A 19,625-nucleotide genomic window follows, 5' to 3' on the forward strand; every position below is an offset into this window, starting at 1 on the left:
CATAGATCCAAGGCGAAATGAACATCAAAGGGGGATTGTAAGTGTCTCCAAAATATGCGCAGACGTGGAATCTAGATGTATTTTTTGAAGGCGGCAGCGACTCCCCGGGTTTAAAAAAGGAATTAACGGATTTGGAAAAACAAATTCCCCGGTTGAAAGAGAAAATTTTGGCCATCGACACTTCAGGCTCCGAGGTACCGGTTGAAATTTGGAATGAAGCGTTGGAAGAACTGCAACAACTCTCCAACCGGCTGCATGAAGCTTTTTCCTATATCAGCTGTTTGAGTTCGGCAAATATGAGGGACGAACAAGCGCAAATTCTCCGCGGGCAGGCGGCTCAACTGATCGCTTCGCACAGCTCTGTACTCACGGCACTGGACAGTAAAATCACCCAGTGTTCCGAAGAGTATTGGCAACAGTTGATCGAGAGACCGGAAATTCGGCCGATCTCCTTTGCCCTCAGGGAAAAGCGCCAGCGTGCCATGGAAAAGTTGCCCCCGGAACAAGAAGAACTGGTTGGCAATCTAAGTGTGGACGGCTATCACGGATGGGGGCAAATGTATAACACGATCGTCGGCCGCATGCAAATTCCTTGTGAAGAGAATGGAAAAATCCATTATTTATCCGTTGGACAAGCGTTTAATAAATTATCCAACCCCGACCGCAAGATTCGCCGGCAAATCTTTGCAAAATGGGAAGAAGCCTGGAAAAATGAAGCGGACCTTTTTGCGGAAACGCTCAATCACTTAGCGGGCCACCGTCTCCAGCTCTATAAGCACAGGGGCTGGGACAGCGTCTGGAAAGAACCTCTGGACGACAACCGGATGCGGGAAGAAACCCTTCGGGCGATGTGGGAGGCCATTGAGACTGAGAAACATCGACTGGTTAAATATCTCGAGCGGAAGGCGAAGTTATTGCAGATTGAACGGCTCAGCTGGTATGACCTGCACGCTCCGCTGCCGGGAGTGAATAAAACGGTTCCGTATGATGAAGCAGCCGATTTTATTGTGGAGCAATTTCGTCATTTCAGTCGGGATCTGGCGGAATTCGCGCAGCACGCCTTTGAGAATCGGTGGATTGAAGCGGAAGACCGGCCCGGCAAACGGCCCGGAGGCTTTTGCGCCAGTTTTCCGGTGAGTGAACAGACACGGATTTTTATGACTTACTCCGGTACTCCTTCAAACGTTTCCACATTAGCGCATGAGCTCGGTCATGCCTATCACCAGCATGTGATGAAAGGATTGCCTGCGCTCGTTCAGGAGTACGCCATGAACGTGGCTGAGACCGCTTCCACCTTTGCCGAATTGATTGTGACTGATGCCGCGATCAGACATGCGGACAGTCGGGAAGAACGAGTCATCCTGCTTGAGGATAAACTGCAAAGAGCGGTCAGTTTCTTTATGGATGTCCACTCCCGCTTTCTGTTTGAAACCCGTTTTTATGAAGAGCGGAAACAGGGTCCTCTAACCCCTACCCGGCTATGTGAACTGATGGTAGAAGCGCAAAAAGCAGGATTTGCCCACTCGCTGGCTGAGTACCATCCTCATTTCTGGGCTTCCAAACTTCATTTTTATAATACTTATGTACCTTTTTATAATTTTTCCTATACGTTTGGCTATCTGTTCAGTACGGGAATCTACGCCCGCGCACTCGAACAGGGGACGGCTTTTGCACAAAAGTATGTCGATCTGCTGCGCGATACAGGCCGGATGACGGTGGAAGATCTGGCAGAAAAACATCTGGGTGTTGATTTGACAAAACCCGATTTCTGGCAGCAAGCCGTCGATCTGGTCCTTGCTGACGTCGATGAGTTTTTGTCGTTGACTTAAAAAAATAGCTCGAATGACAAATCCCTGGTTCTTTCGCCAGAAAGGGGCCAGGGATTGGTTTTCTTTGAGAATAAGAACTATTACATTTAGATTTTTAATGAAAACTTCGGTTGACAACCCGGATTGGCAGAAGGTAACATGAAAGCGAAACTGAATATTTACAAGACGCCATTCATCATTCGCTGAATCCACCAGGAGCGGGGGAACCAATTATCCGGGGTGAATCCTGCAGTGATATGCAGGTAGGGTCATTTTGTAATCACAGATCCGAATCCGTCAGCTAACCTCGTAAGCGTTAGGAAGAGAGTGGTGGTTATTTGGTATGGCATAAGCCGGCAGAGTAACCACTCTGGTGGTTTTTTTATGCCCGGAAGGACAAATTAACCCTATTTAGGGAGATAGGGAGTTATTGCGCATGTTGAATCGAGACCAGTACAGTTATCTCTTTTCCAGAGAGATTACCCCTCTGATCATTCCGAAAGAACAGGTGGTAGTCATTGATCCGGATTGGTCGCTGGAGCGGGCGCTCTTAGTGCTGACGAGAAAAGGCACCAATTCCGTTCCTGTGATCAACAATGAAGATCAAGTTGAGGGGGTTATCAGCAAAACGGATATTCTCGATTTCATGTTGCGGACCTCAAAAGACAGTAAGATTGACTTTACAGCACTGGCTCATTATAAAGTCAAGGAAGCGATGAACAAAAATCACTCGGGCATTCTGGCCAATTCGATTTTTTCATTTGCCTTCGAAGTGTTAATCAACCGTTCTTACATTCCGATTATCGATATCAAAGGCAAGTTTGTGGGGATCTTGACCCGAAAAGTGATGATGGAAAAAGTGATCGAGTATTTCAAAGAAGAATACATGAAGACATTGGCAGACCGGTCGTAGAGCAAAGAAAGCGGGCCGGACAGACTCCGTTCACTGTCGTGTAGAAGGCGACCAATATTGTTGATCGGGATGTTCCTGCAGGATTAATGCAAAAATATTCGGATTCGTCGGCGGCCTCATCACCATCAGACCCAGCCGCCATAAGAAACCATCGCCGCCCTGGTTTCTGACTCATCAATCCGAAGACCGGAATAAGCCAGCGGACATCGGAATATGATTCAAGGCCGCCTCAATATTCGGGCGGCCCCGGAAAGCATTCCATATGTTAAGTGATGCACAATGACATGTGTAGAAAAGGATTTGCAACCTTATGCTTCGCCTCAAGCGGCTGGGATCATATCCGGAGCTCATTCCTCCGAATCGGGAAGAAATATTCAATAAAGCAGATTCATCAGATGATAAATGCGGTACCTTCCAACACAGTCGTGCAGATCACCAAAGAAATGGGTAACAAATGAAATGTTTCACAAGAAAGGATAAGTCCAACTGAATAAACCGGATTCTTTGGGGCTTTGCATCGTTCCCGGGTGTAAGAGGGGACTCTATTGGAGATCAAAGCTGCTATTTACATTACACCGGTCACGGCAGATCGAGATGGGTTCTCATTCGCTGTACAAATCGTGGAGCAGCTCTTTTTTGGAGCACTGATGAATGAAGTTCGTCAATTCGTCCCAGTAAACAGCATCCATTTGCTTTCCGACGATTTGCGCAGTTATTTTGGAGTACTGCAACCAGCCCAATAAAGTGAACGGCATGAGAGGCAGATCAAAATCCTCGGCGTAAGACATGGAGATTAACGGTTTAAGTTTTTGGCACACATCCCGGTAAACGGTCGTTTCCAACAGCTCAGGCAACGTGGGGGCGGCTTTTACCAAGGGTCGCTGCTGTTTCCAAATGCTTATGATTTTCTTCTTCAAAAAACTGTTTAAGTACCGTTCTCGATCTTCCTTGTCCAATTTGATGCTAAAGTTGGAAGGCTGTTCGGAAATATGGGATGTGTTTCGTCGGTAGGAGGGATAGGAATGTGCTGTCCTTGAATAGTAATGGCGAAGCGACAAATTTTCCAATATTCCGAGAGGTGAACATCTTTTGGAAATAGCGGTGAGAGCCCCGGAGAGTGAATAGAGATTCTTTTTCATAGAAAACGCCTCCTACAAGATCTTGGTCCATGTTGCTGGATCTATTGGCGCTTCTGTGCTGCATGAAAAGATATATAGTTGTGATGGGTTTTTGGGTGATTGCAGTTGCGGGGATGAAAAACCTGGTAAATAGGTCTGCAAAGTCTGTTTATATGAAATGTTTAATAAAACCCATATATGAATATTCTGCCTTAAATAATAGTTAAAAGCAAGCTAATTTTAGTCATTTGATGCGAAAAAACTTGTTTAAAAAAGAATTTTTTGTGAACAGAAAAGCAATTGTCTGATTTCCGGAAGATTACATTCATCTCAAGTAAAAATTAGGGAGTCGAGCATGACTGAGAAGATAAATGTTTGCAACTGATGTTGAAAATGATTATAATTATCACTAGTTAACCCGGGTGTGTGGTGTTTAATCCGGTTGTAAGTTCACTTCCCATTTCTCTCGCAACCTCTCTGTTTTTTTCATCAGACATATCTTTCAAGAGCGTTAACACGACGGAAAATGGATCTCCCTTGCCCTGGCAAGGGAGATTTTTTTGCCACATTCATCTGAATGCTGACCAGCCTATATACACGGCTGATCCCCACATGATCAAGGCGGATATTTTACTTATCACAGCGAGAGTCCGGCCGGATGGATCGAGTGACCCGGTCAGGCGCCCGGCTAAGGCCAGCCCCGTGAACCAAAGCCAGGAGACCAGAATGCATGATAGGGAAAAAACCAGTTTTTCCACACCGTTGTAGCTGAGTGAACTTGTCCCGATCACGCCGACGGTATCCAGAATGGCGTGAGGATTGAACAGGGAGACGGAAGCAGCAAAGGCAATTTGTTTGCGCGGAGTGAAAATGTCACCCGCTTTTTTTGTTTTGTTCTCCTGGAGGGGTTCACTCTTCCAGGTGATCCAGCCCATATATAACAAAAATAAGATACCCGCCCCAACGAGAACGGTTTTGATCCAAAAGGAAGCCAGGACGACGACGGAGACGCCGAGAACAGCCAGACTGATCAATAGGGTGTCGCAAAGGGATGCGGTCAAAACAACCGGTAATGCATCGATGAAACGTTTTTGCGCAGCTCCCTGGTTAAATACGAACACATTTTGCACACCGAGGGGAAGAATCAGTCCAAAGGCGAGAATCCAGCCATGAATAAATGCTTCGGTCAACATTTAAGCCCCCCAAACACTTTGCATTTACCTCCAATCATACTCGGATTTTGCCGATTGTCTTCAACCAATTGGTTGGATTTAGAACCAACCAATTATACAATGGAGATAAAACCAGCGTGGAACGGGGGAACAGGAATGAATTGCGATTTGGGATGGAAGCCGGATCCCCGCTCTGCTGTTCCGTTATTTCTGCAGATCAAAGAGTTTATCAAAGGAAAAATTGAAAGCGGGGAGTGGCCGGTCGGGACCCAAATTCCCACTCAACGCGCCCTGGCCCGTTCGTTTGAAGTGAATCGCAGCACGGTGGTTGCGGCTTTAGAGGAATTAAAAGCGGATGGTCTTATTCAGGGGAAAAGCGGAAGCGGTACGCGGGTGGTCAATCATTCCTGGTCCCTGTTATCATCGTCTGCTCCCCCCGACTGGAATGCCTATGTCCGGGCGGGCATTCATCCCCCCAATCTGCCTGCCATTCAGGAAATCAATCGGGCCGAATTTGATCCCCATGTGATCCGGTTGGGAACGGGGGAGCTTTCTCCGCAATTATATCCACGCGAAATGATGAAACAGGTGATGGGCAGCGTCTCTGACCGCATTCACTCGCTGGGTTACGAGGAGCCGAAAGGGTTGCTTCCGCTTCGGGAACAACTGAGCGAATATTTGCGCACAATCGGGATTGAAGCTTCCCCATCGTCCATTTTGATCGTTTCGGGAGCATTGCAAGCGTTGCAGTTAATTGCGTTCGGTCTCTTACAGCAGGGATCTTCCGTTTTTTTGGAACGGCCTTCTTATCTCTATTCACTCAACGTTTTCCAATCGGCCGGGGTCCGGTTATTCGGGGTGCCCATGGATGAATCCGGAATGACAACCACAGTGATCACAGAGCAAAAAAAACGCCGGAATGCGGCTTTGCTTTATACCATTTCTTCTTTTCACAATCCGACGGGCATCACCATGTCAGCAGAAAGGCGGCAGGAGCTGCTTCGGATGTGTGAACAGGAACAATTGCCCATCATTGAAGATGATGTTTACCGGGAATTATGGCTGGATGAGCCGCCTCCTCCGCCGTTGAAAGCGCTTGATAAAAACGGTCTCGTTCTTTATCTCGGCAGCATCTCCAAAACTTTGAGCCCCGGTCTGAGGATCGGCTGGGTAACCGGGCCTGAGTCAGTGATTGACCGCCTGGCTGATATTAAAATGCAAACCGACTACGGTTCCAGTTCGCTCTCGCAATGGGTCGCAACTGAATGGCTTGCGTCGGGGAAATATTTTGAACATCTGGATCAGATTCGGCGGGAGCTGAGGATTCGAAGGGATATCGCGCTTGAAGCGTTGGAAGACCATTTGTCCGGTCTCGCCGAGTGGCCGATTCCAAAGGGGGGCTTTTATATCTGGATGCGGCTCTTTCCTTCCCTTTCCCTGCGTGAACTATTTGAACAAGCGCTCAAAGAGGGGATTTTAATCAATCCGGGAAATGTATATGACGGGAACGATTCCTGTCATCTCCGGCTTTCTTATTCTTATGCTTCCCCGGGCGATCTGCAAAACGGAATCCGGCGTCTGTCAAAGCTGATTCAAAAGCTGAGCCGTTGAGCCCATATCGGTTGAAAGGTGAACAAGAATGAAAATACTTGAAGTAGCCGGCAAAACCTTGTTGCTCATCACTTTGATCTTTATCCTTTCACTTCCGGGAATCTTTTTGATCCATCTGCCCGCAGCGGGCTTTGTCTTGCAATCTGCGGCGCTCCTCCTGGCCTCTTTCTTCCTGTATGCGCTGTTCGAACGAAACAGGAAGTGGCCGTTCGGTTTCAAACAAGCAGAGTGGCAGCGCCAGTTTCTTGAGGGGGCAGGTTTTGGGGCTGTGTTGATCAGCGTTGTATTTCTGTTGATTCTGGTGACTGGCGGAGTTCAAATTGCCGGAGTCAACAGCCCGGCCTCTTTTTGGCGTTCGGCCGTTACTTCGGCGGCGTTGTTTATCCTGGTGGCCGTCTCGGAGGAAACCCTGGCGCGGGGATATGTGCAGGGATTGATGGCCTACCGTTTTTCCGCAAGAACGGCCTGGATTGCTTCTTCCGTTTTTTTCGCCCTTTTGCACGGGTTGAATCCGGGAGTCTGGGATCAGCCGTTTTCGATGCTGAACATCTTTCTTGCTGGGATGCTGCTCGCCATTTACCGGACTGGATCCGGTGGGTTATGGGGACCGATCGGGTTGCATTTCACCTGGAACTTCTTTCAAGGAACGGTATTTGGCTTTCAAGTGTCGGGGATTCCGATCACCTCATTGTTCCGGCTGGAACCCGTTGGTGATGCGGTCATTTCGGGAGGGGAGTTTGGCGCGGAGGGGAGTCTCTTTTCGACAATGGTTTTAATCGCGGGAATTTATTACACCCACCGCAGATCCCTTCGCTCAGCCGAAGATCCGGGGGAATCCGGGCGCGGGAAAGACTGACCTTCCCTCGCCCGGAGTTGTTTCCGGCGAATTTTTGGGCGAAGTTTCTCTGTATACAGGGTGTCCGGTGGCTGCGCACTGCAAGCTTATTCTCTTTCACGCACATGCTATATGAATGAACCGTCTCTGACAGCAGTCGTTGTCTGTGGAAGGGAACAAGGAGTTCGGCTGGTCAATTCCCCTTTATAGGGAATGGACGTCAGTTGTTCTCTTCATCATCGGTGAGGTCTTGTTTGGGATCGGGCTGTTCGACCCGGATATACCATCCGTTTCCGATGTCTTTATATAGCCTGCGATTTTTCTTGTGAAGGGGACACCATTCGCAACGTCCGCCCGGACGCTGTTTATAGCACTCAATACAGCGGACGGGGGGCATGATCATTTACCGGCCAGCACGTCGCAGAATGCCTTGGCGTAAGCGGGCAGGTCGGGGGGACGGCGGCTGGAAACGAGATGGCCATCCACGACGACGGGTTCATCCACCCAGACGGCTCCTGCGTTTTCCATGTCATCACGGATGCCGGGGGTGGAGGTAACCCGTTTTCCATTTAAGATTTTGGCGGAGATGAGCACCCAGCCTGCATGGCAGATCTGCCCGATCGGTTTCCCCGCTTCATCGGCGTGGCGGATGGCGGAGAGAACTTCCGGGTAGCGGCGCAACTTATCGGGAGCCCAGCCGCCGGGCACCAGAAATCCGTCATAGGCTTCCGGGTTCAATTGCTCCAGACTGAGGTCGGCTTGAGCGGGTACCCCGTATTTTCCTTTGTAACTTTCAGCTTTGGGGCCGACGAGATGAACTTCCGCCCCTTCCTCGCGCAAGCGCAGGACCGGATACCATAATTCCAGATCTTCAAATTCGGCTTCCACAAAGCAAGCCACTTTTTTCCCTGCGAGTCGCATGCGTGATCCCTCCTTGATTTGTAAGCGGTTGGCGATTCACATCATTTGGAATGGATGGATGAGACAGGGGATAATATGAACATCTGATGAAACGTGACTTGATATAGATACCTAACTGAAGTAAAATGAAATGAGAATCACATGATAATCAATCTAAATTACTCAAAAGCGTCATGGGAAGGTCAGCATCATCGTATCATGATTGTTTGGCCCTGTAAATCAACAGGGTTGGCTTGCATATCCCCGATGATGTTTCCGGCATCTTCGGTTGATATATATGACGCACAAAATCATGGAGGAATGCAGTTATGTCAACATCACCAAAACTGACGATCAAAGATCTGCGGGTTTCGATTGATGATAGAGAAATCCTCAAAGGGGTTAACCTGGAAGTCAAAGGCGGCGAGGTTCACGCCATCATGGGTCCCAACGGAACCGGTAAGAGCACACTGGCATCCGCACTGATGGGACACCCGAGATATGAAGTCACCGGCGGCGAAGTGACTTTGGACGGCCAAGACGTCCTCGAGATGGAAGTGGATGAAAGAGCCCGCGCAGGATTGTTCCTGGCGATGCAATATCCGAGCGAAGTGAGCGGAGTGACCAACTCCGATTTTCTGCGCAGCGCGATCAATGCCAAACGGGGGGAAGGGAACGAGATTTCCCTCATGAAGTTCATCCGTCAATTGGATGAAAAGATGGCCCTGTTGGAAATGGATGAAAAATTTGCCCATCGTTATCTGAATGAAGGTTTCTCCGGCGGGGAGAAAAAGCGCAACGAAATTCTGCAGATGATGATGCTCCAACCCAGAATCGCCATTCTGGACGAAATCGACTCCGGTCTGGACATCGACGCTCTCAAAGTGGTGGCCAAAGGGGTCAACTCCATGCTCAGCCCTGAACTTGGCGTACTCATCATTACTCACTATCAGCGTCTGTTAAATTACATCAAACCTGATTTCGTCCATGTCTTTATGCAGGGGCGGATTGTAAAATCCGGAGGTCCCGAGTTGGCAGAGCGTCTGGAAGCGGAAGGCTACGACTGGGTAAAAGAAGAGTTGGGCATCGAAGACGAAACTGTGGGCCTGAAGGCGTAAAGGGGGATGGCCAAGATGAGTGTGGAAACCCTCCTTTTTGACCCGAAGGTAGTCACTGAGTTCTCCCGAAAACAACAAGAACCGGAATGGATGCTCCAATTTCGCCTTCAAGCTTTACAAGACGCTGCCAAACTTCCTTTGCCCAAAGTGGAAAAAACAAATATCAACCGCTGGAACTTTACCAACTTTATTCCATATACCGAAGAAGCACCGGTTGAAGGTTTAAGCCAATTGCCCGAAGAAATCCGGGAATTGATCTTTGACGGAGAAGAGGCCAACGTGTTGGTGCAAAAAAATTCCAGTGTCATTTTCCGTCAAGCTGCGGAACAATTGGCTGAAAAAGGAGTTATTTTCACTGATTTGGCAACCGCTGCCCGAGAGCATGAAGAGCTGGTCAAAAAGTATTTCATGACCGAAGCCGTGAAAAAAGATGAGCACAAGCTGACCGCTCTGCATGCGGCTCTCTTCAGCGGCGGTGTATTTCTTTATGTTCCCCGGAACGTTGAGCTTGAAATGCCGCTGCAAAGCTTGTTCTGGTTGTCCGGTGCGGAAACGGGGATGCTCCCGCACATTCTGATCGTCGCGGAGACGAGCAGCCGTGTGGATTTTGTCGCCAATTACGTCGCCGAGCGTGACTCTCAAGCTGCCGTCAGCAACAGTGTGATTGAGGTGTTTGTCGGCCAGAACGCCCAGGTACGTGTCGCAACGATCAACAATTTGAGCCAATCCGCCGTGGACGTTACTTACCGGCGTTCAATTGTGCATAAAGACGGTCGTTTAGAGTGGATCGTTGCCGATTTGAGCGATGGCCGGGTCATTTCGGATAACACCACTCACCTGCAAGGCGAAGGCGGTAACGTCAATGTAAAAACCGTGGCTGTCGGTACAGGCGAGATGCGGGCCAACATCACCTCCTCCATCCACCATTGGGGCCGGCATACCGCCAGTGACATTAATGCCCGTTCCGTCATGACGGACGAAGCTTCCAGCATTTTAAACAGTATTACCAAAATCGAAAAAGGCGCCAGCAAATCAGACGGACAGCAATCCGGCAAAGTCTTGATGTTGAATCCAAAAGCACGCGGGGATGCCAACCCGATTCTGTTGATTGACGAGAATGACGTGAGTGCCGGGCACGCTGCGAGCGTAGGCCGGATTGATCCACTTCAGCTGTATTATCTCATGTCCAGAGGAATTCCCAGGAAACAAGCGGAAAAGCTGATCATCTTCGGTTTCCTCGATGCCGTCATCTCCGAGATCCCGTCTGATACTTTGCAAAAGCGTATCCACCGTGTGATTGAAAGGAAATTTCAATCATGAACAGATACTGGAATGACTTCCCGATTCTCAATCAGGAAGTGAACGGGCACCCATTGGTATATCTCGACAGCTCGGCGACTTCCCAAAAGCCGTTTCAAGTGATTGAAACGGTGGAAGCCTATTATAAGGGGTACAACTCCAATGTTCACCGCGGGGTGCATACGCTGGGAACGAAAGCCACCGATGCCTACGAAGGCGCCAGGGAAAAGGTTCGCCGGTTTATTAACGCCCGCTCGATCAAAGAGATCGTCTTTACCCGTGGCACGACCACAGCGATCAATCTGGTGGCTGCAAGTTATGCCCTGCCCCGCCTTCAGCAAGGTGACGAGATTCTCCTTACACCTGCGGAACATCACAGCAACCTGATTCCATGGCAACAAGCGGCCAAAAGAACGGGCGCAGCCTTGAAATATCTTCCTCTTGAAGAAGATGGAACATTAGATCTTGAAAAGGTCAAGGAAACCGTCACGCCAAAGACGAAAATCATCGCTATTCAACATGTTTCCAACGTGTTGGGTACCGTCCACCCGATTAAGGAGATTGCGGAATTGGTTCACAAACACGGCGGTGTGATTGTGGTGGACGGCGCGCAAAGCGTTCCGCACATGAAAGTGGATGTCCGCGATCTGGATGTGGATTTCCTCGCCTTCTCCGGGCATAAGATGTGCGGCCCTACAGGAATCGGCGTATTATACGGCAGGGAAGAGCTGCTGGAAGCGATGGAGCCGATTGAATTTGGCGGTGAGATGATCGATCATGTCGATCTGTTTGAATCGACATGGAAAGAACTCCCCTGGAAATTTGAGGGCGGAACCCCGATCATTGCCGGAGCGATTGGCCTGGGAGCGGCGATTGATTATCTGGAATCCATCGGCATGGATCAGATCGAGGAGCATGACCGCAAACTGGCCCGCTATGCGGTCGAACAGCTCAGCAAAATGGACGGAATCACCATTTACGGGCCGAAAGAAAATCGTACCGGTTTAGTGACATTTAACCTGGACGGAGTTCATCCCCATGACGTGGCGACGGTATTGGACGCCGAAGGAATTGCAGTACGGGCAGGACATCATTGCTGCCAACCGCTGATGAGATGGCTGAACGTGACTGCAACGGCACGGGCAAGTTTTTACCTGTACAATGACGAAACGGATATTGACCGATTGATCAAAGGTCTACAAAAAACGAAGGAGTATTTCGGCCATGTCTTTAGATGATCTGTACCAGCGCGTCATTATGGATCATTATCAGCGTCCGCGCAACAAAGGCCGGATCGAGGAAGGTGCGGTCACGGTGGATCTGAACAATCCCACCTGCGGTGACCGCATTTCCTTACAAATGCGCGTCGAAGATGGTAAAATAGACGAAGCAAGGTTTTTGGGTGAAGGCTGTTCCATCAGTTTGGCCTCCGCTTCGATGATGACAGAAGCGGTGAAGGGTTTAACTGTGGATCAGGCATTGGAACTGGTTGATCTTTTTTCGAAAATGATGCAGGGCGAAGCGATTGATATAGAAAAATTTCCGGTCGAGGATATCGAGGCACTTTCCGGCGTAGCCAAATTCCCGGCCCGAATCAAGTGTGCCACCCTGGCATGGAAAGCGCTCGAAAAAGGGATCAAACAACAAAAACGAGCTTAAAGAAGGGGGAGTAAACCGTGGCCAAACAACTGCCCGAAATCTCGGAGTACAAGTACGGATTTCGCGATAAAGACGTTTCGGTCTATCGTGCCAAGCGCGGTTTGAGCCGGGAAGTCGTGGAAGAGATTTCCCGCATGAAAGGCGAGCCGGAATGGATGCTGGAATTCCGGTTAAAAGCGCTGGAGCAATTTTATAAAATGCCGATGCCCAATTCCCTTAACAGCAAATGGTTCTCCATTCTGCCGGGGAAATTGGACGATCTCAACTTCGACGATATCACCTATTATGTAAAACCCTCCGAGCGCCAAGGAAAAACCTGGGAAGAAGTGCCGGAAGAGATCAAACAAACCTTTGACAAGCTCGGAATTCCGGAAGCTGAGCAAAAATTCCTGGCCGGTGTCTCTGCTCAGTATGAATCGGAAGTCGTTTACCACAACATGCAAAAAGAGCTGGAAGAGCAGGGTGTCATCTTCTGCGATACAGATACCGCGGTGCGTGAATACCCGGAGCTGTTACGGGAATACTTCGGTACGGTGGTTCCGCCGACAGATAACAAGTTTGCGGCACTCAACAGCGCCGTATGGAGCGGAGGAAGCTTCATTTACGTGCCAAAAGGAGTCAAATGCGAAGTGCCTCTGCAAGCTTATTTCCGCATTAACTCCGAAAACATGGGACAATTTGAGCGTACCTTGATCATTGCTGATGAAGACAGTTTTGTCCACTATGTAGAAGGGTGCACCGCACCGATCTACAGTACCGACTCGCTGCACAGCGCGGTGGTGGAAATCATCGTGAAGGATCGTGCCCGCTGCCGTTACACCACGATCCAGAACTGGGCACCGAATATCTACAATCTGGTGACCAAACGGGCCGTCGCATACGCCGGCGCGCACATGGAATGGGTAGACGGCAACATCGGAAGCAAATTGACCATGAAATATCCGGCTGTTGTGATGAAAGGGGAAGGAGCCAAAGCCGATGTCCTCTCCATCGCCGTAGCCGGCAAAGACCAACACCAGGATGCCGGTGCGAAAGTCACCGCTCTTGCTCCTAACTGCACGGCTACCATCATCTCCAAGTCGATCGCCAAACAAGGCGGTAAGGTCACCTATCGCGGATTGACCTCCTTCGGACGCAATTCTGCGGGATCAAAAGCCAATGTTAAGTGCGACACCTTGATTCTGGACAACAAGTCCACTTCCGACACCATCCCGTACAATGAAATTAAAAACGATAACATCACGTTGGAGCATGAGGCGACCGTCTCCAAAGTGAGCGAGGAACAACTCTTCTATCTGATGAGCCGCGGTCTCTCGGAAAACGAAGCAACCCAAATGATCATCATGGGCTTCATCGAGCCGTTTACCAAGGAATTGCCCATGGAATACGCCGTAGAGATGAACCGACTCATCAAGTTCGAGATGGAAGGTTCGATCGGTTAAGCAATTAAACCCCCGTCATGTGGTACCTTGACGGGGGTTTCTTATGAGTTGAATTGAACCGGTTTGCCTCTGAAGTTTTTTATTTATGACAAAAGAATCATCTATTCGGGCCATTCGTTCATTATCGGAGTACGTGATTGTAAAAACTTCATTCTGATATGATATAGGAGTTAGCAAACAGGTTTGAATCCAACGTCGGAACAGAAAGAGGGGCTGTACCATGAGATGGATCGGCAAATACTTTTACTTTATTTTATTGGCTCTTTTGGCGGTTCTGTTTTTTGTGGTGATTGGTTCCAGATTTCTTTCATTCACCGATGGAGATGAATATGGCCGGCTTACATTCAGATGAATCGTTCGCTCTCATCTTCTCTTGTTACGCCGGACTCGTTTGAGCGATCTCGATGATGTTTTGAAAACCGAACAGCATGTAAAGAACAGACCTTAGATTACCCGATGGGCCAGGGACCAGCATGAAGAGATACCGACTGACGCGGACAAGGCTCCTCTGATGACCGAGAGCAGCGAAGACGGGCGACATCCAGGTTATATCAGAACGAGGGTTTTGTCGAAGAAGGGAGCTGAAGGGAGTGTCTGAAGGCAGGTGATCAGTATGAAACACTGATCGTCATGTCGATCTTAAGGCCATGAGTCATACATATAAACAGAAAAGCCGATTCCCGTGAACCCAAATTACAGGAATCGGTGATTGGCTTTGTTTTAAGGGAGGAAATCGTTTACCATTCACCCTTTTGATGCGTCGATCTTCCATTTCTTTCTTTTTCCCCATGGCTTTACATAGGAGATCACTGTTAAAAAGATCGCATTGGTTAAAACGAGTAAAAATCCGATGATCATCTTCTGGTTGTGATGGGAGTCGGGATTGTGCACGGGTTGAATGCTGTTTGCAGAAATGGCGGTAAAAGATTCGTGAATCCACGTATCCATGATTGTGCTTCCGAAGAGAATCGCCGTGATCGTACCCACCCATTTGACAATGACCCAATAATGCCGGGTAATTCCCCAGGCTCCCACAGCCAGCCAAAATCCAGTCATCAAACTGCCCATCATACCGGGGATAATCAAAAACCAATCGAAGTACTCGATAAACAAATGTGCGGAATGAATCACCGCGTGATCGGTCTTCCATCGTGTAAATAAGGCCAGCAGCAACGATCCCAAAATACCGCTGAAATACAGGATGACAAAAAGAATATGAAGGATCAGCCACCATTTCTTCTGTTTGGCATTCAGCTTGATGGACAACTTTTTTCCGATGGCAATCGGAATGGCACTCGCGATCCCGATAACGATTAAAATTCCCAATACGGTAATCAAGAGTCAGTCTTCCTTTCTCTAAGTTTGCCATGCCCTGTGTTCCGGATTGACTCCTAATCCGGTACATTTCCCGGTTTGGTTCCCACGCGGTACGGAGTGGTGATTCCTTCGTAATTCAGCATCATCCCCATTCCCAGCCGGGCATGAATCAGATTATGACAATGCAGCATCCAAAGGCCGGGATTGTCTGCCCGAAAGGCGATTTCATACGTTTCGTTTACATCAACGGGCAGGGTATCCATATAGATGGAACTTTTTAATGGCTTCCCATTCTTGGTTAACACCTGAAACACATGTCCATGCAGATGCATGGGATGTGTCCCTCCTCCTTCATTTACTAACCGCAATTTGACCCAGTCCCCTTTTTTAACCATCAGCGGCTGGTTGTGATGCATCACTTTGTCATTGATCGTGAATTGATCCGGCCAACTCCAATCCAATGTCAGCGTATAGACCCGGTCAAATTTGGATGGCAGCGACACCCCATCATGAGTGGGAGTGCCATATCGGGTGAAGTCAAACTCAGGCTGCCTGTCTAAGTCCGTTATTTTCCCAACCTCTCTTCCGTCTCCCAGGGTGATGGTTGTGGAAGTATTCTGTTCCTCTCCATCCAGGGTAACCAGCTTCACTTGCCCGTTTTCCGGTATTTGAAACAAAATATCATAGCGCTGCCCTGCTCCAACAGGAATGAGTTGATTTTTGACCGGTGACGGCCCGTGAATATCGTTGCCGTCGATGGAGATGACCTGGTATGGAATCCCGGCGACCGCCAGTTTTTGCGTCGTATTTCTGGCATTCACGATTCGCAAACGCACTTTTTCGCCAGGTTCTGCTTTGAGATACAGGTCCTTTTTTTGGTCAATCAACGGATGTCCATCCAAGTTGTGAAGAGTAACAGCGTAATCCTTGTCATAATCCCAATCTTTTTTCTTCGTTTCGACAATCAATCTGCCAATCAGTCCTTTTCTGGCCTGGATGGAGCTTTGTTGATGAGAATGGTACCAAAAGCTCCCTGCCTGCTTGGCGATAAACTGATACGTAAACGCTTCTCCGGGTTTGACGGCATCTTGGGTGATCCCTGGAACGCCATCCTGCGAGCAAGGAAGAATCACCCCATGCCAATGAATGGTCACTCCTGCTTGAATATTTTCGTTTTCTAAAGTGACAACGACACGATCCCCTTGCTGGACACGGATCTCCGGTCCCGGGGTGGTCCCGTTATACGTCCATGCATCCAGAGTTTTCCCGTTCTCCAGTTTCAAGGTTTCCGCTTTCGCCGTAAGATGAAACTTTTTGACCGGGGCGGTCGTAGTTGGCTCCTTGAGATCCGCACAAGAGGTAGTACCTCCTGGATGGGAAGTGCCGTGACCATGCCCCGATACATCCATCTCTTCTGGCAATTCCATTCCACATGCGGTCAGGAAAATGGATAGACTCACGCAAAAACTTGCCCAAATCCAGCCTTTTTTCACTCTTCTCCCTCCTCTTACTCAGTCTTACGTATCCCTCCGTTTTTGTGGCGTAACATCCGGCCAAACAGGTTCTTGAGTCGGGTTCATACAATTATCGCCGCTTGGATCGAAGCGGCTCATTGCGATACAGGCGGCCGTAGTGCCGTTAAAACGGGAACAGAAGTCAGCTCTCCGGATGGACATGCCGGAGTGTGATTCTGTAACGGTAGATATTCAAGAATCCTTTGAAGGAACATGCCGAAGCCGCTGCGCACCCGGCAACCCGGAACCAATGTCCTGTCTGAAATGCTTGGGCCGTCTGTTTTAGAAACACAACCGAATGGACGGTTGTGCCCTCTTCAAACATGATCGTGTTTTTGGGCCAGAAATAAGCCATCGAAAACAGATACTCGCCGATAAAAATGATCAACACACTGGACAAGATCCAGTAGCGGGCTGGCTTCACACGCCAATTCATGATCAAGGACCCTATGCCGGTAAGGAGGGCAAGTGTACCGACAGGTGGAAAGAAGTCGTGGGGACCCTTGACCACCATAAATGCCATACCGGTTTCAAAGGAGCGCGGGATATCATGAAAAATATTGGGATAGATGATTAACGTCTCAAAAAAGATGGCGCCAAAAAGGATCATTAACACCCACAGGTTCATCAGGCTGAACGCAAAGGAGATCGGTTGTTTCCGCATCTGTTTGCCTCCTCTTTGCCAATTTTTCGTATATCACACCTGTCTGCCCCTGTTTTGCTTCGGGGGATTTGCTCATAGCGGATTATGTTCATACTAACAGCGAGATGTTGTGAACTTATGACGGACGTTTACGGGTCCGATGAATGTTTGCGGGAACAGGCGGTGACGGGTTTATAATGTGTGAGAGGAGATATGCAGAAAGGGAGGGAATCACAGAGTGGCACATACATTGCTGCTGGTGGATGACGAAGAAAAAGTGCTCGAATTTATGGAAACCTTTTTGCGTCAGGAAGGATTCCGGATCATCACGGCAAAAACGGGCACAGAAGCACTGCAGAAGGCCAGAGAGAAGAATCCTTCCCTCGTTGTGCTCGACTGGATGCTCCCGGAAATGAGCGGAATAGAAGTATGCCGGGAGCTTCGCAAAATGAGCCGGATGGGAATCATTATGGTGACGGCAAAAACGGACGAAACCGACAAAATTATCGGATTGGAAGTCGGGGCCGATGACTACATCACCAAACCTTTTTCCTTGCGGGAGCTGGCCGCCCGAATCCGTTCCGTGCTCCGCCGCATAGAAGGACAGGAACACTCTGAACAGCAAATCAGGCGCGGCGAACTTCTTATTTCGGAATCACAGTGCCGTGTATGGAAACGTGACCGGGAAATTCCGCTGACGCCGACGGAGTTCAAACTCTTACTCACGCTGGCGGCTAAGCCGGGGATTGTATACAGCCGGTTGCAGCTGTTGGAAACATTGGAAGACGGAATACTGAATGACGAGCGGACAGTGGATGCCCATATCAGCCGCGTCCGCAAAAAAATTGAAGACGACCCCTCTAACCCCGTTTACATACAAACGGTCTACGGATTCGGCTATCGGTTCGGTGAACGCTTATGAGCGTCAGCCGGAAACTGTTTGTTACCTTGGCATTGTTTATCGTCGGGATGAGTTTGATATTCGCTTTTGTAACTCAGATTATTTTGAGGGATGCGCTTGTACTCATGGTGGAAGCAACCAGAAAAAAAGAGATTGAAGAACTGTCCAATCTGTTTGGCCGCTACTACCAAAAAAACAACCGCTCCTGGGAAGGGGTCGAGAAGCTCCGTGTGAGACGGGAAATTCGGGACAACGGCCGGGATGCCAGTTTTATGTTATTTTCAAGAGAACATAAACAGCTGTATGTTTCCGGAGATGCCGGCTATCCAGCAGTCACGAGGTTTGGCATTCGGAGCACGGTGCGGATCGACGGGGAAACGATCGCATTCCTGTACTACTACGATCCCGAGACCGCTTACATTTCCAAATTGCGGATGGGTATTCTCGATTCGTTGACGGTCTTGTTGATTGCAGGTGCCATCGTCTTCATTCTGATCTCTCTTGTGGTCGCATATTGGCTGTCGAAGCGGTTGACCGCACCGCTCAGGCTGCTCGTTCCCGCGATCGATCGTCTGGGACAAGGGGAATTCGGGATACAGGCCCCCGTCGTCAGCGAAGATGAATACGGGAAAGTGGCCAAAGCGTTCAACGGGATGTCCATACAGTTGCAGCGCGCCGAGGATGTGAGGAGAAATCTGGTTGCCGATGTGGCGCATGAACTGAGGACACCATTGACGATCATCCGGGGCAAGCTGGATCTTCTTCAGCAGGGGGGACGTTCGATCGAGCCGGAGAACTTGCTCCCGCTGCAGGATGAATTGATCCGCTTAACCCGTCTTGTGGACGACCTTCACCAATTATCGTTGGCGGAGGCGAAAAAACTGCCGCTCGAACGAAAGCCGACTCAGATTCCGGAACTGCTAAGGCAGATCGTCGACCGAATCACGCCCGATGCGGAGCGTAAAGGAATTGAAATCACACTTACTTGCGAAAGCAACACACCCCTTGTTCATGTGGACCCCAACCGAATGACCCAAGTGTTTCTCAATCTGCTCATCAATGCCATCCGTTATACCCCTTCGGGCGGAACCGTGAACATTACGGTTGAGCAGGAACCGGAGCGAAATGGGGAAAACGGCATACTTAGCATTACGATCGCCGACAATGGAATCGGCATCGAACCCGAGCATCTCCCCTTTCTCTTTAACCGGTTTTATCGGACGGATGAAGCGCGTACCCGCAACACTGGGGGAACCGGACTCGGACTCGCAATCGCGAAGGAATTTGTGTTGGCACATAACGGAACCATTGAAGTTGAAAGCTGCCCGGGACGGGGGACCACCTTCTTTGTGAAATTACCGGTTTAAACACAACA

17 protein-coding genes and 1 riboswitch are annotated in these 19,625 nt (G+C 49.3%); of the genes, 11 read left to right on the forward strand and 6 right to left on the reverse strand.

Features of this window, described 5'->3' with window-relative positions; all coding sequences use genetic code 11:
• Positions 1-41: 41 nt before the first annotated feature.
• Positions 42-1,829, forward strand: coding sequence for a M3 family oligoendopeptidase (locus BMW55_RS16990; RefSeq protein ID WP_089972479.1), 1,788 nt, complete (start codon positions 42-44; stop codon positions 1,827-1,829).
• Positions 1,830-1,999: 170 nt separating this feature from the next.
• A riboswitch (cyclic di-AMP (ydaO/yuaA leader) is annotated at positions 2,000-2,139 on the forward strand.
• Positions 2,140-2,244: 105 nt separating this feature from the next.
• Positions 2,245-2,721, forward strand: a complete 477-nt coding sequence (locus tag BMW55_RS16995; protein ID WP_089972483.1) for a CBS domain-containing protein — start codon at positions 2,245-2,247, stop codon at positions 2,719-2,721.
• Between the two features lie 602 nt (positions 2,722-3,323).
• Here the strand turns inward: BMW55_RS16995 and BMW55_RS17000 are convergent.
• Positions 3,324-3,860: a hypothetical protein gene (locus tag BMW55_RS17000; protein WP_089972486.1), complete on the reverse strand. Its 537-nt coding sequence runs from the start codon at positions 3,858-3,860 to the stop codon at positions 3,324-3,326.
• A gap of 548 nt (positions 3,861-4,408) precedes the next feature.
• Positions 4,409-5,029: a LysE/ArgO family amino acid transporter gene (locus BMW55_RS17005; protein WP_089972658.1), complete on the reverse strand. Its 621-nt coding sequence runs from the start codon at positions 5,027-5,029 to the stop codon at positions 4,409-4,411.
• Between the two features lie 138 nt (positions 5,030-5,167).
• On the opposite strand from BMW55_RS17005, the gene pdxR reads away from it, so the two are divergent.
• The gene (pdxR, locus tag BMW55_RS17010; RefSeq protein WP_089972489.1) at positions 5,168-6,622 is read left to right on the forward strand and encodes a MocR-like pyridoxine biosynthesis transcription factor PdxR; all 1,455 of its coding nucleotides are present in this window, start codon (positions 5,168-5,170) and stop codon (positions 6,620-6,622) included.
• A gap of 28 nt (positions 6,623-6,650) precedes the next feature.
• A complete protein-coding gene (locus BMW55_RS17015; RefSeq protein ID WP_089972494.1) occupies positions 6,651-7,478 on the forward strand; it encodes a CPBP family intramembrane glutamic endopeptidase in 828 nt (275 codons plus the stop codon).
• A gap of 378 nt (positions 7,479-7,856) precedes the next feature.
• Here the strand turns inward: BMW55_RS17015 and BMW55_RS17025 are convergent, their stop codons facing one another.
• Complete coding sequence (locus tag BMW55_RS17025) at positions 7,857-8,378, reverse strand: type 1 glutamine amidotransferase domain-containing protein (protein ID WP_089972501.1); 522 nt, start codon at positions 8,376-8,378, stop codon at positions 7,857-7,859.
• Positions 8,379-8,686: 308 nt separating this feature from the next.
• Between BMW55_RS17025 and sufC the strand changes: the two genes are divergently transcribed.
• The 5 genes from sufC to sufB are packed head-to-tail and all read left to right on the forward strand — an operon-like array spanning position 8,687 to position 13,875.
• Complete coding sequence (sufC, locus tag BMW55_RS17030) at positions 8,687-9,475, forward strand: Fe-S cluster assembly ATPase SufC (protein WP_089972504.1); 789 nt, start codon at positions 8,687-8,689, stop codon at positions 9,473-9,475.
• 15 nt (positions 9,476-9,490) lie between these two features.
• Positions 9,491-10,795, forward strand: coding sequence for a Fe-S cluster assembly protein SufD (gene sufD, locus BMW55_RS17035; RefSeq protein WP_089972507.1), 1,305 nt, complete (start codon positions 9,491-9,493; stop codon positions 10,793-10,795).
• Positions 10,792-12,012 (forward strand): cysteine desulfurase, encoded by a 1,221-nt coding sequence (locus BMW55_RS17040; RefSeq protein ID WP_089972511.1) that lies wholly within the window; start codon positions 10,792-10,794, stop codon positions 12,010-12,012. The genes sufD and BMW55_RS17040 overlap by 4 nt, the downstream gene beginning before the upstream one ends.
• Positions 11,999-12,433 (forward strand): Fe-S cluster assembly sulfur transfer protein SufU, encoded by a 435-nt coding sequence (gene sufU / locus BMW55_RS17045; RefSeq protein ID WP_089972514.1) that lies wholly within the window; start codon positions 11,999-12,001, stop codon positions 12,431-12,433. Before BMW55_RS17040 ends, sufU begins: the two co-directional genes overlap by 14 nt.
• Before the next feature lie 17 nt (positions 12,434-12,450).
• Positions 12,451-13,875 (forward strand): Fe-S cluster assembly protein SufB, encoded by a 1,425-nt coding sequence (sufB, locus tag BMW55_RS17050; RefSeq protein WP_089972517.1) that lies wholly within the window; start codon positions 12,451-12,453, stop codon positions 13,873-13,875.
• Between the two features lie 744 nt (positions 13,876-14,619).
• Here sufB and BMW55_RS17055 read toward each other — a convergent pair.
• The 3 genes from BMW55_RS17055 to BMW55_RS17065 form a co-directional block, all read right to left on the reverse strand.
• Positions 14,620-15,213: a hypothetical protein gene (locus tag BMW55_RS17055; RefSeq protein WP_089972521.1), complete on the reverse strand. Its 594-nt coding sequence runs from the start codon at positions 15,211-15,213 to the stop codon at positions 14,620-14,622.
• A gap of 53 nt (positions 15,214-15,266) precedes the next feature.
• Entirely contained in the window at positions 15,267-16,685 is a 1,419-nt protein-coding gene (locus BMW55_RS17060; protein WP_089972524.1) for a multicopper oxidase family protein, read from the reverse strand.
• A 163-nt stretch (positions 16,686-16,848) separates the two neighbouring features.
• Positions 16,849-17,370: a hypothetical protein gene (locus BMW55_RS17065; protein WP_089972527.1), complete on the reverse strand. Its 522-nt coding sequence runs from the start codon at positions 17,368-17,370 to the stop codon at positions 16,849-16,851.
• A gap of 217 nt (positions 17,371-17,587) precedes the next feature.
• On the opposite strand from BMW55_RS17065, the gene BMW55_RS17070 reads away from it, so the two are divergent.
• Both BMW55_RS17070 and BMW55_RS17075 read left to right on the forward strand, forming a co-directional pair.
• Positions 17,588-18,271: a response regulator transcription factor gene (locus BMW55_RS17070; protein ID WP_089972531.1), complete on the forward strand. Its 684-nt coding sequence runs from the start codon at positions 17,588-17,590 to the stop codon at positions 18,269-18,271.
• The gene (locus BMW55_RS17075) at positions 18,268-19,617 is read left to right on the forward strand and encodes a sensor histidine kinase (RefSeq protein WP_089972535.1); all 1,350 of its coding nucleotides are present in this window, start codon (positions 18,268-18,270) and stop codon (positions 19,615-19,617) included. Before BMW55_RS17070 ends, BMW55_RS17075 begins: the two co-directional genes overlap by 4 nt.
• Positions 19,618-19,625: the final 8 nt, after the last annotated feature.

This window comes from Lihuaxuella thermophila, assembly GCF_900110165.1.
In the GTDB taxonomy this organism is placed as follows: Bacteria; Bacillota; Bacilli; order Thermoactinomycetales; family Thermoactinomycetaceae; genus Lihuaxuella; species Lihuaxuella thermophila.

Excerpts from the sequence above, each read along its gene's own strand:
- BMW55_RS16995 (WP_089972483.1), top strand. The coding sequence starts at position 2,245 with ATGTTGAATCGAGACCAGTACAGTTATCTCTTTTCCAGAGAGATTACC.
- BMW55_RS17000 (WP_089972486.1), bottom strand. The coding sequence starts at position 3,860 with ATGAAAAAGAATCTCTATTCACTCTCCGGGGCTCTCACCGCTATTTCC.
- pdxR (WP_089972489.1), top strand. The coding sequence starts at position 5,168 with ATGAATTGCGATTTGGGATGGAAGCCGGATCCCCGCTCTGCTGTTCCG.
- BMW55_RS17015 (WP_089972494.1), top strand. The coding sequence starts at position 6,651 with ATGAAAATACTTGAAGTAGCCGGCAAAACCTTGTTGCTCATCACTTTG.
- BMW55_RS17025 (WP_089972501.1), bottom strand. The coding sequence starts at position 8,378 with ATGCGACTCGCAGGGAAAAAAGTGGCTTGCTTTGTGGAAGCCGAATTT.
- sufC (WP_089972504.1), top strand. The coding sequence starts at position 8,687 with ATGTCAACATCACCAAAACTGACGATCAAAGATCTGCGGGTTTCGATT.
- sufD (WP_089972507.1), top strand. The coding sequence starts at position 9,491 with ATGAGTGTGGAAACCCTCCTTTTTGACCCGAAGGTAGTCACTGAGTTC.
- BMW55_RS17040 (WP_089972511.1), top strand. The coding sequence starts at position 10,792 with ATGAACAGATACTGGAATGACTTCCCGATTCTCAATCAGGAAGTGAAC.
- sufU (WP_089972514.1), top strand. The coding sequence starts at position 11,999 with ATGTCTTTAGATGATCTGTACCAGCGCGTCATTATGGATCATTATCAG.
- BMW55_RS17065 (WP_089972527.1), bottom strand. The coding sequence starts at position 17,370 with ATGCGGAAACAACCGATCTCCTTTGCGTTCAGCCTGATGAACCTGTGG.
- BMW55_RS17075 (WP_089972535.1), top strand. The coding sequence starts at position 18,268 with ATGAGCGTCAGCCGGAAACTGTTTGTTACCTTGGCATTGTTTATCGTC.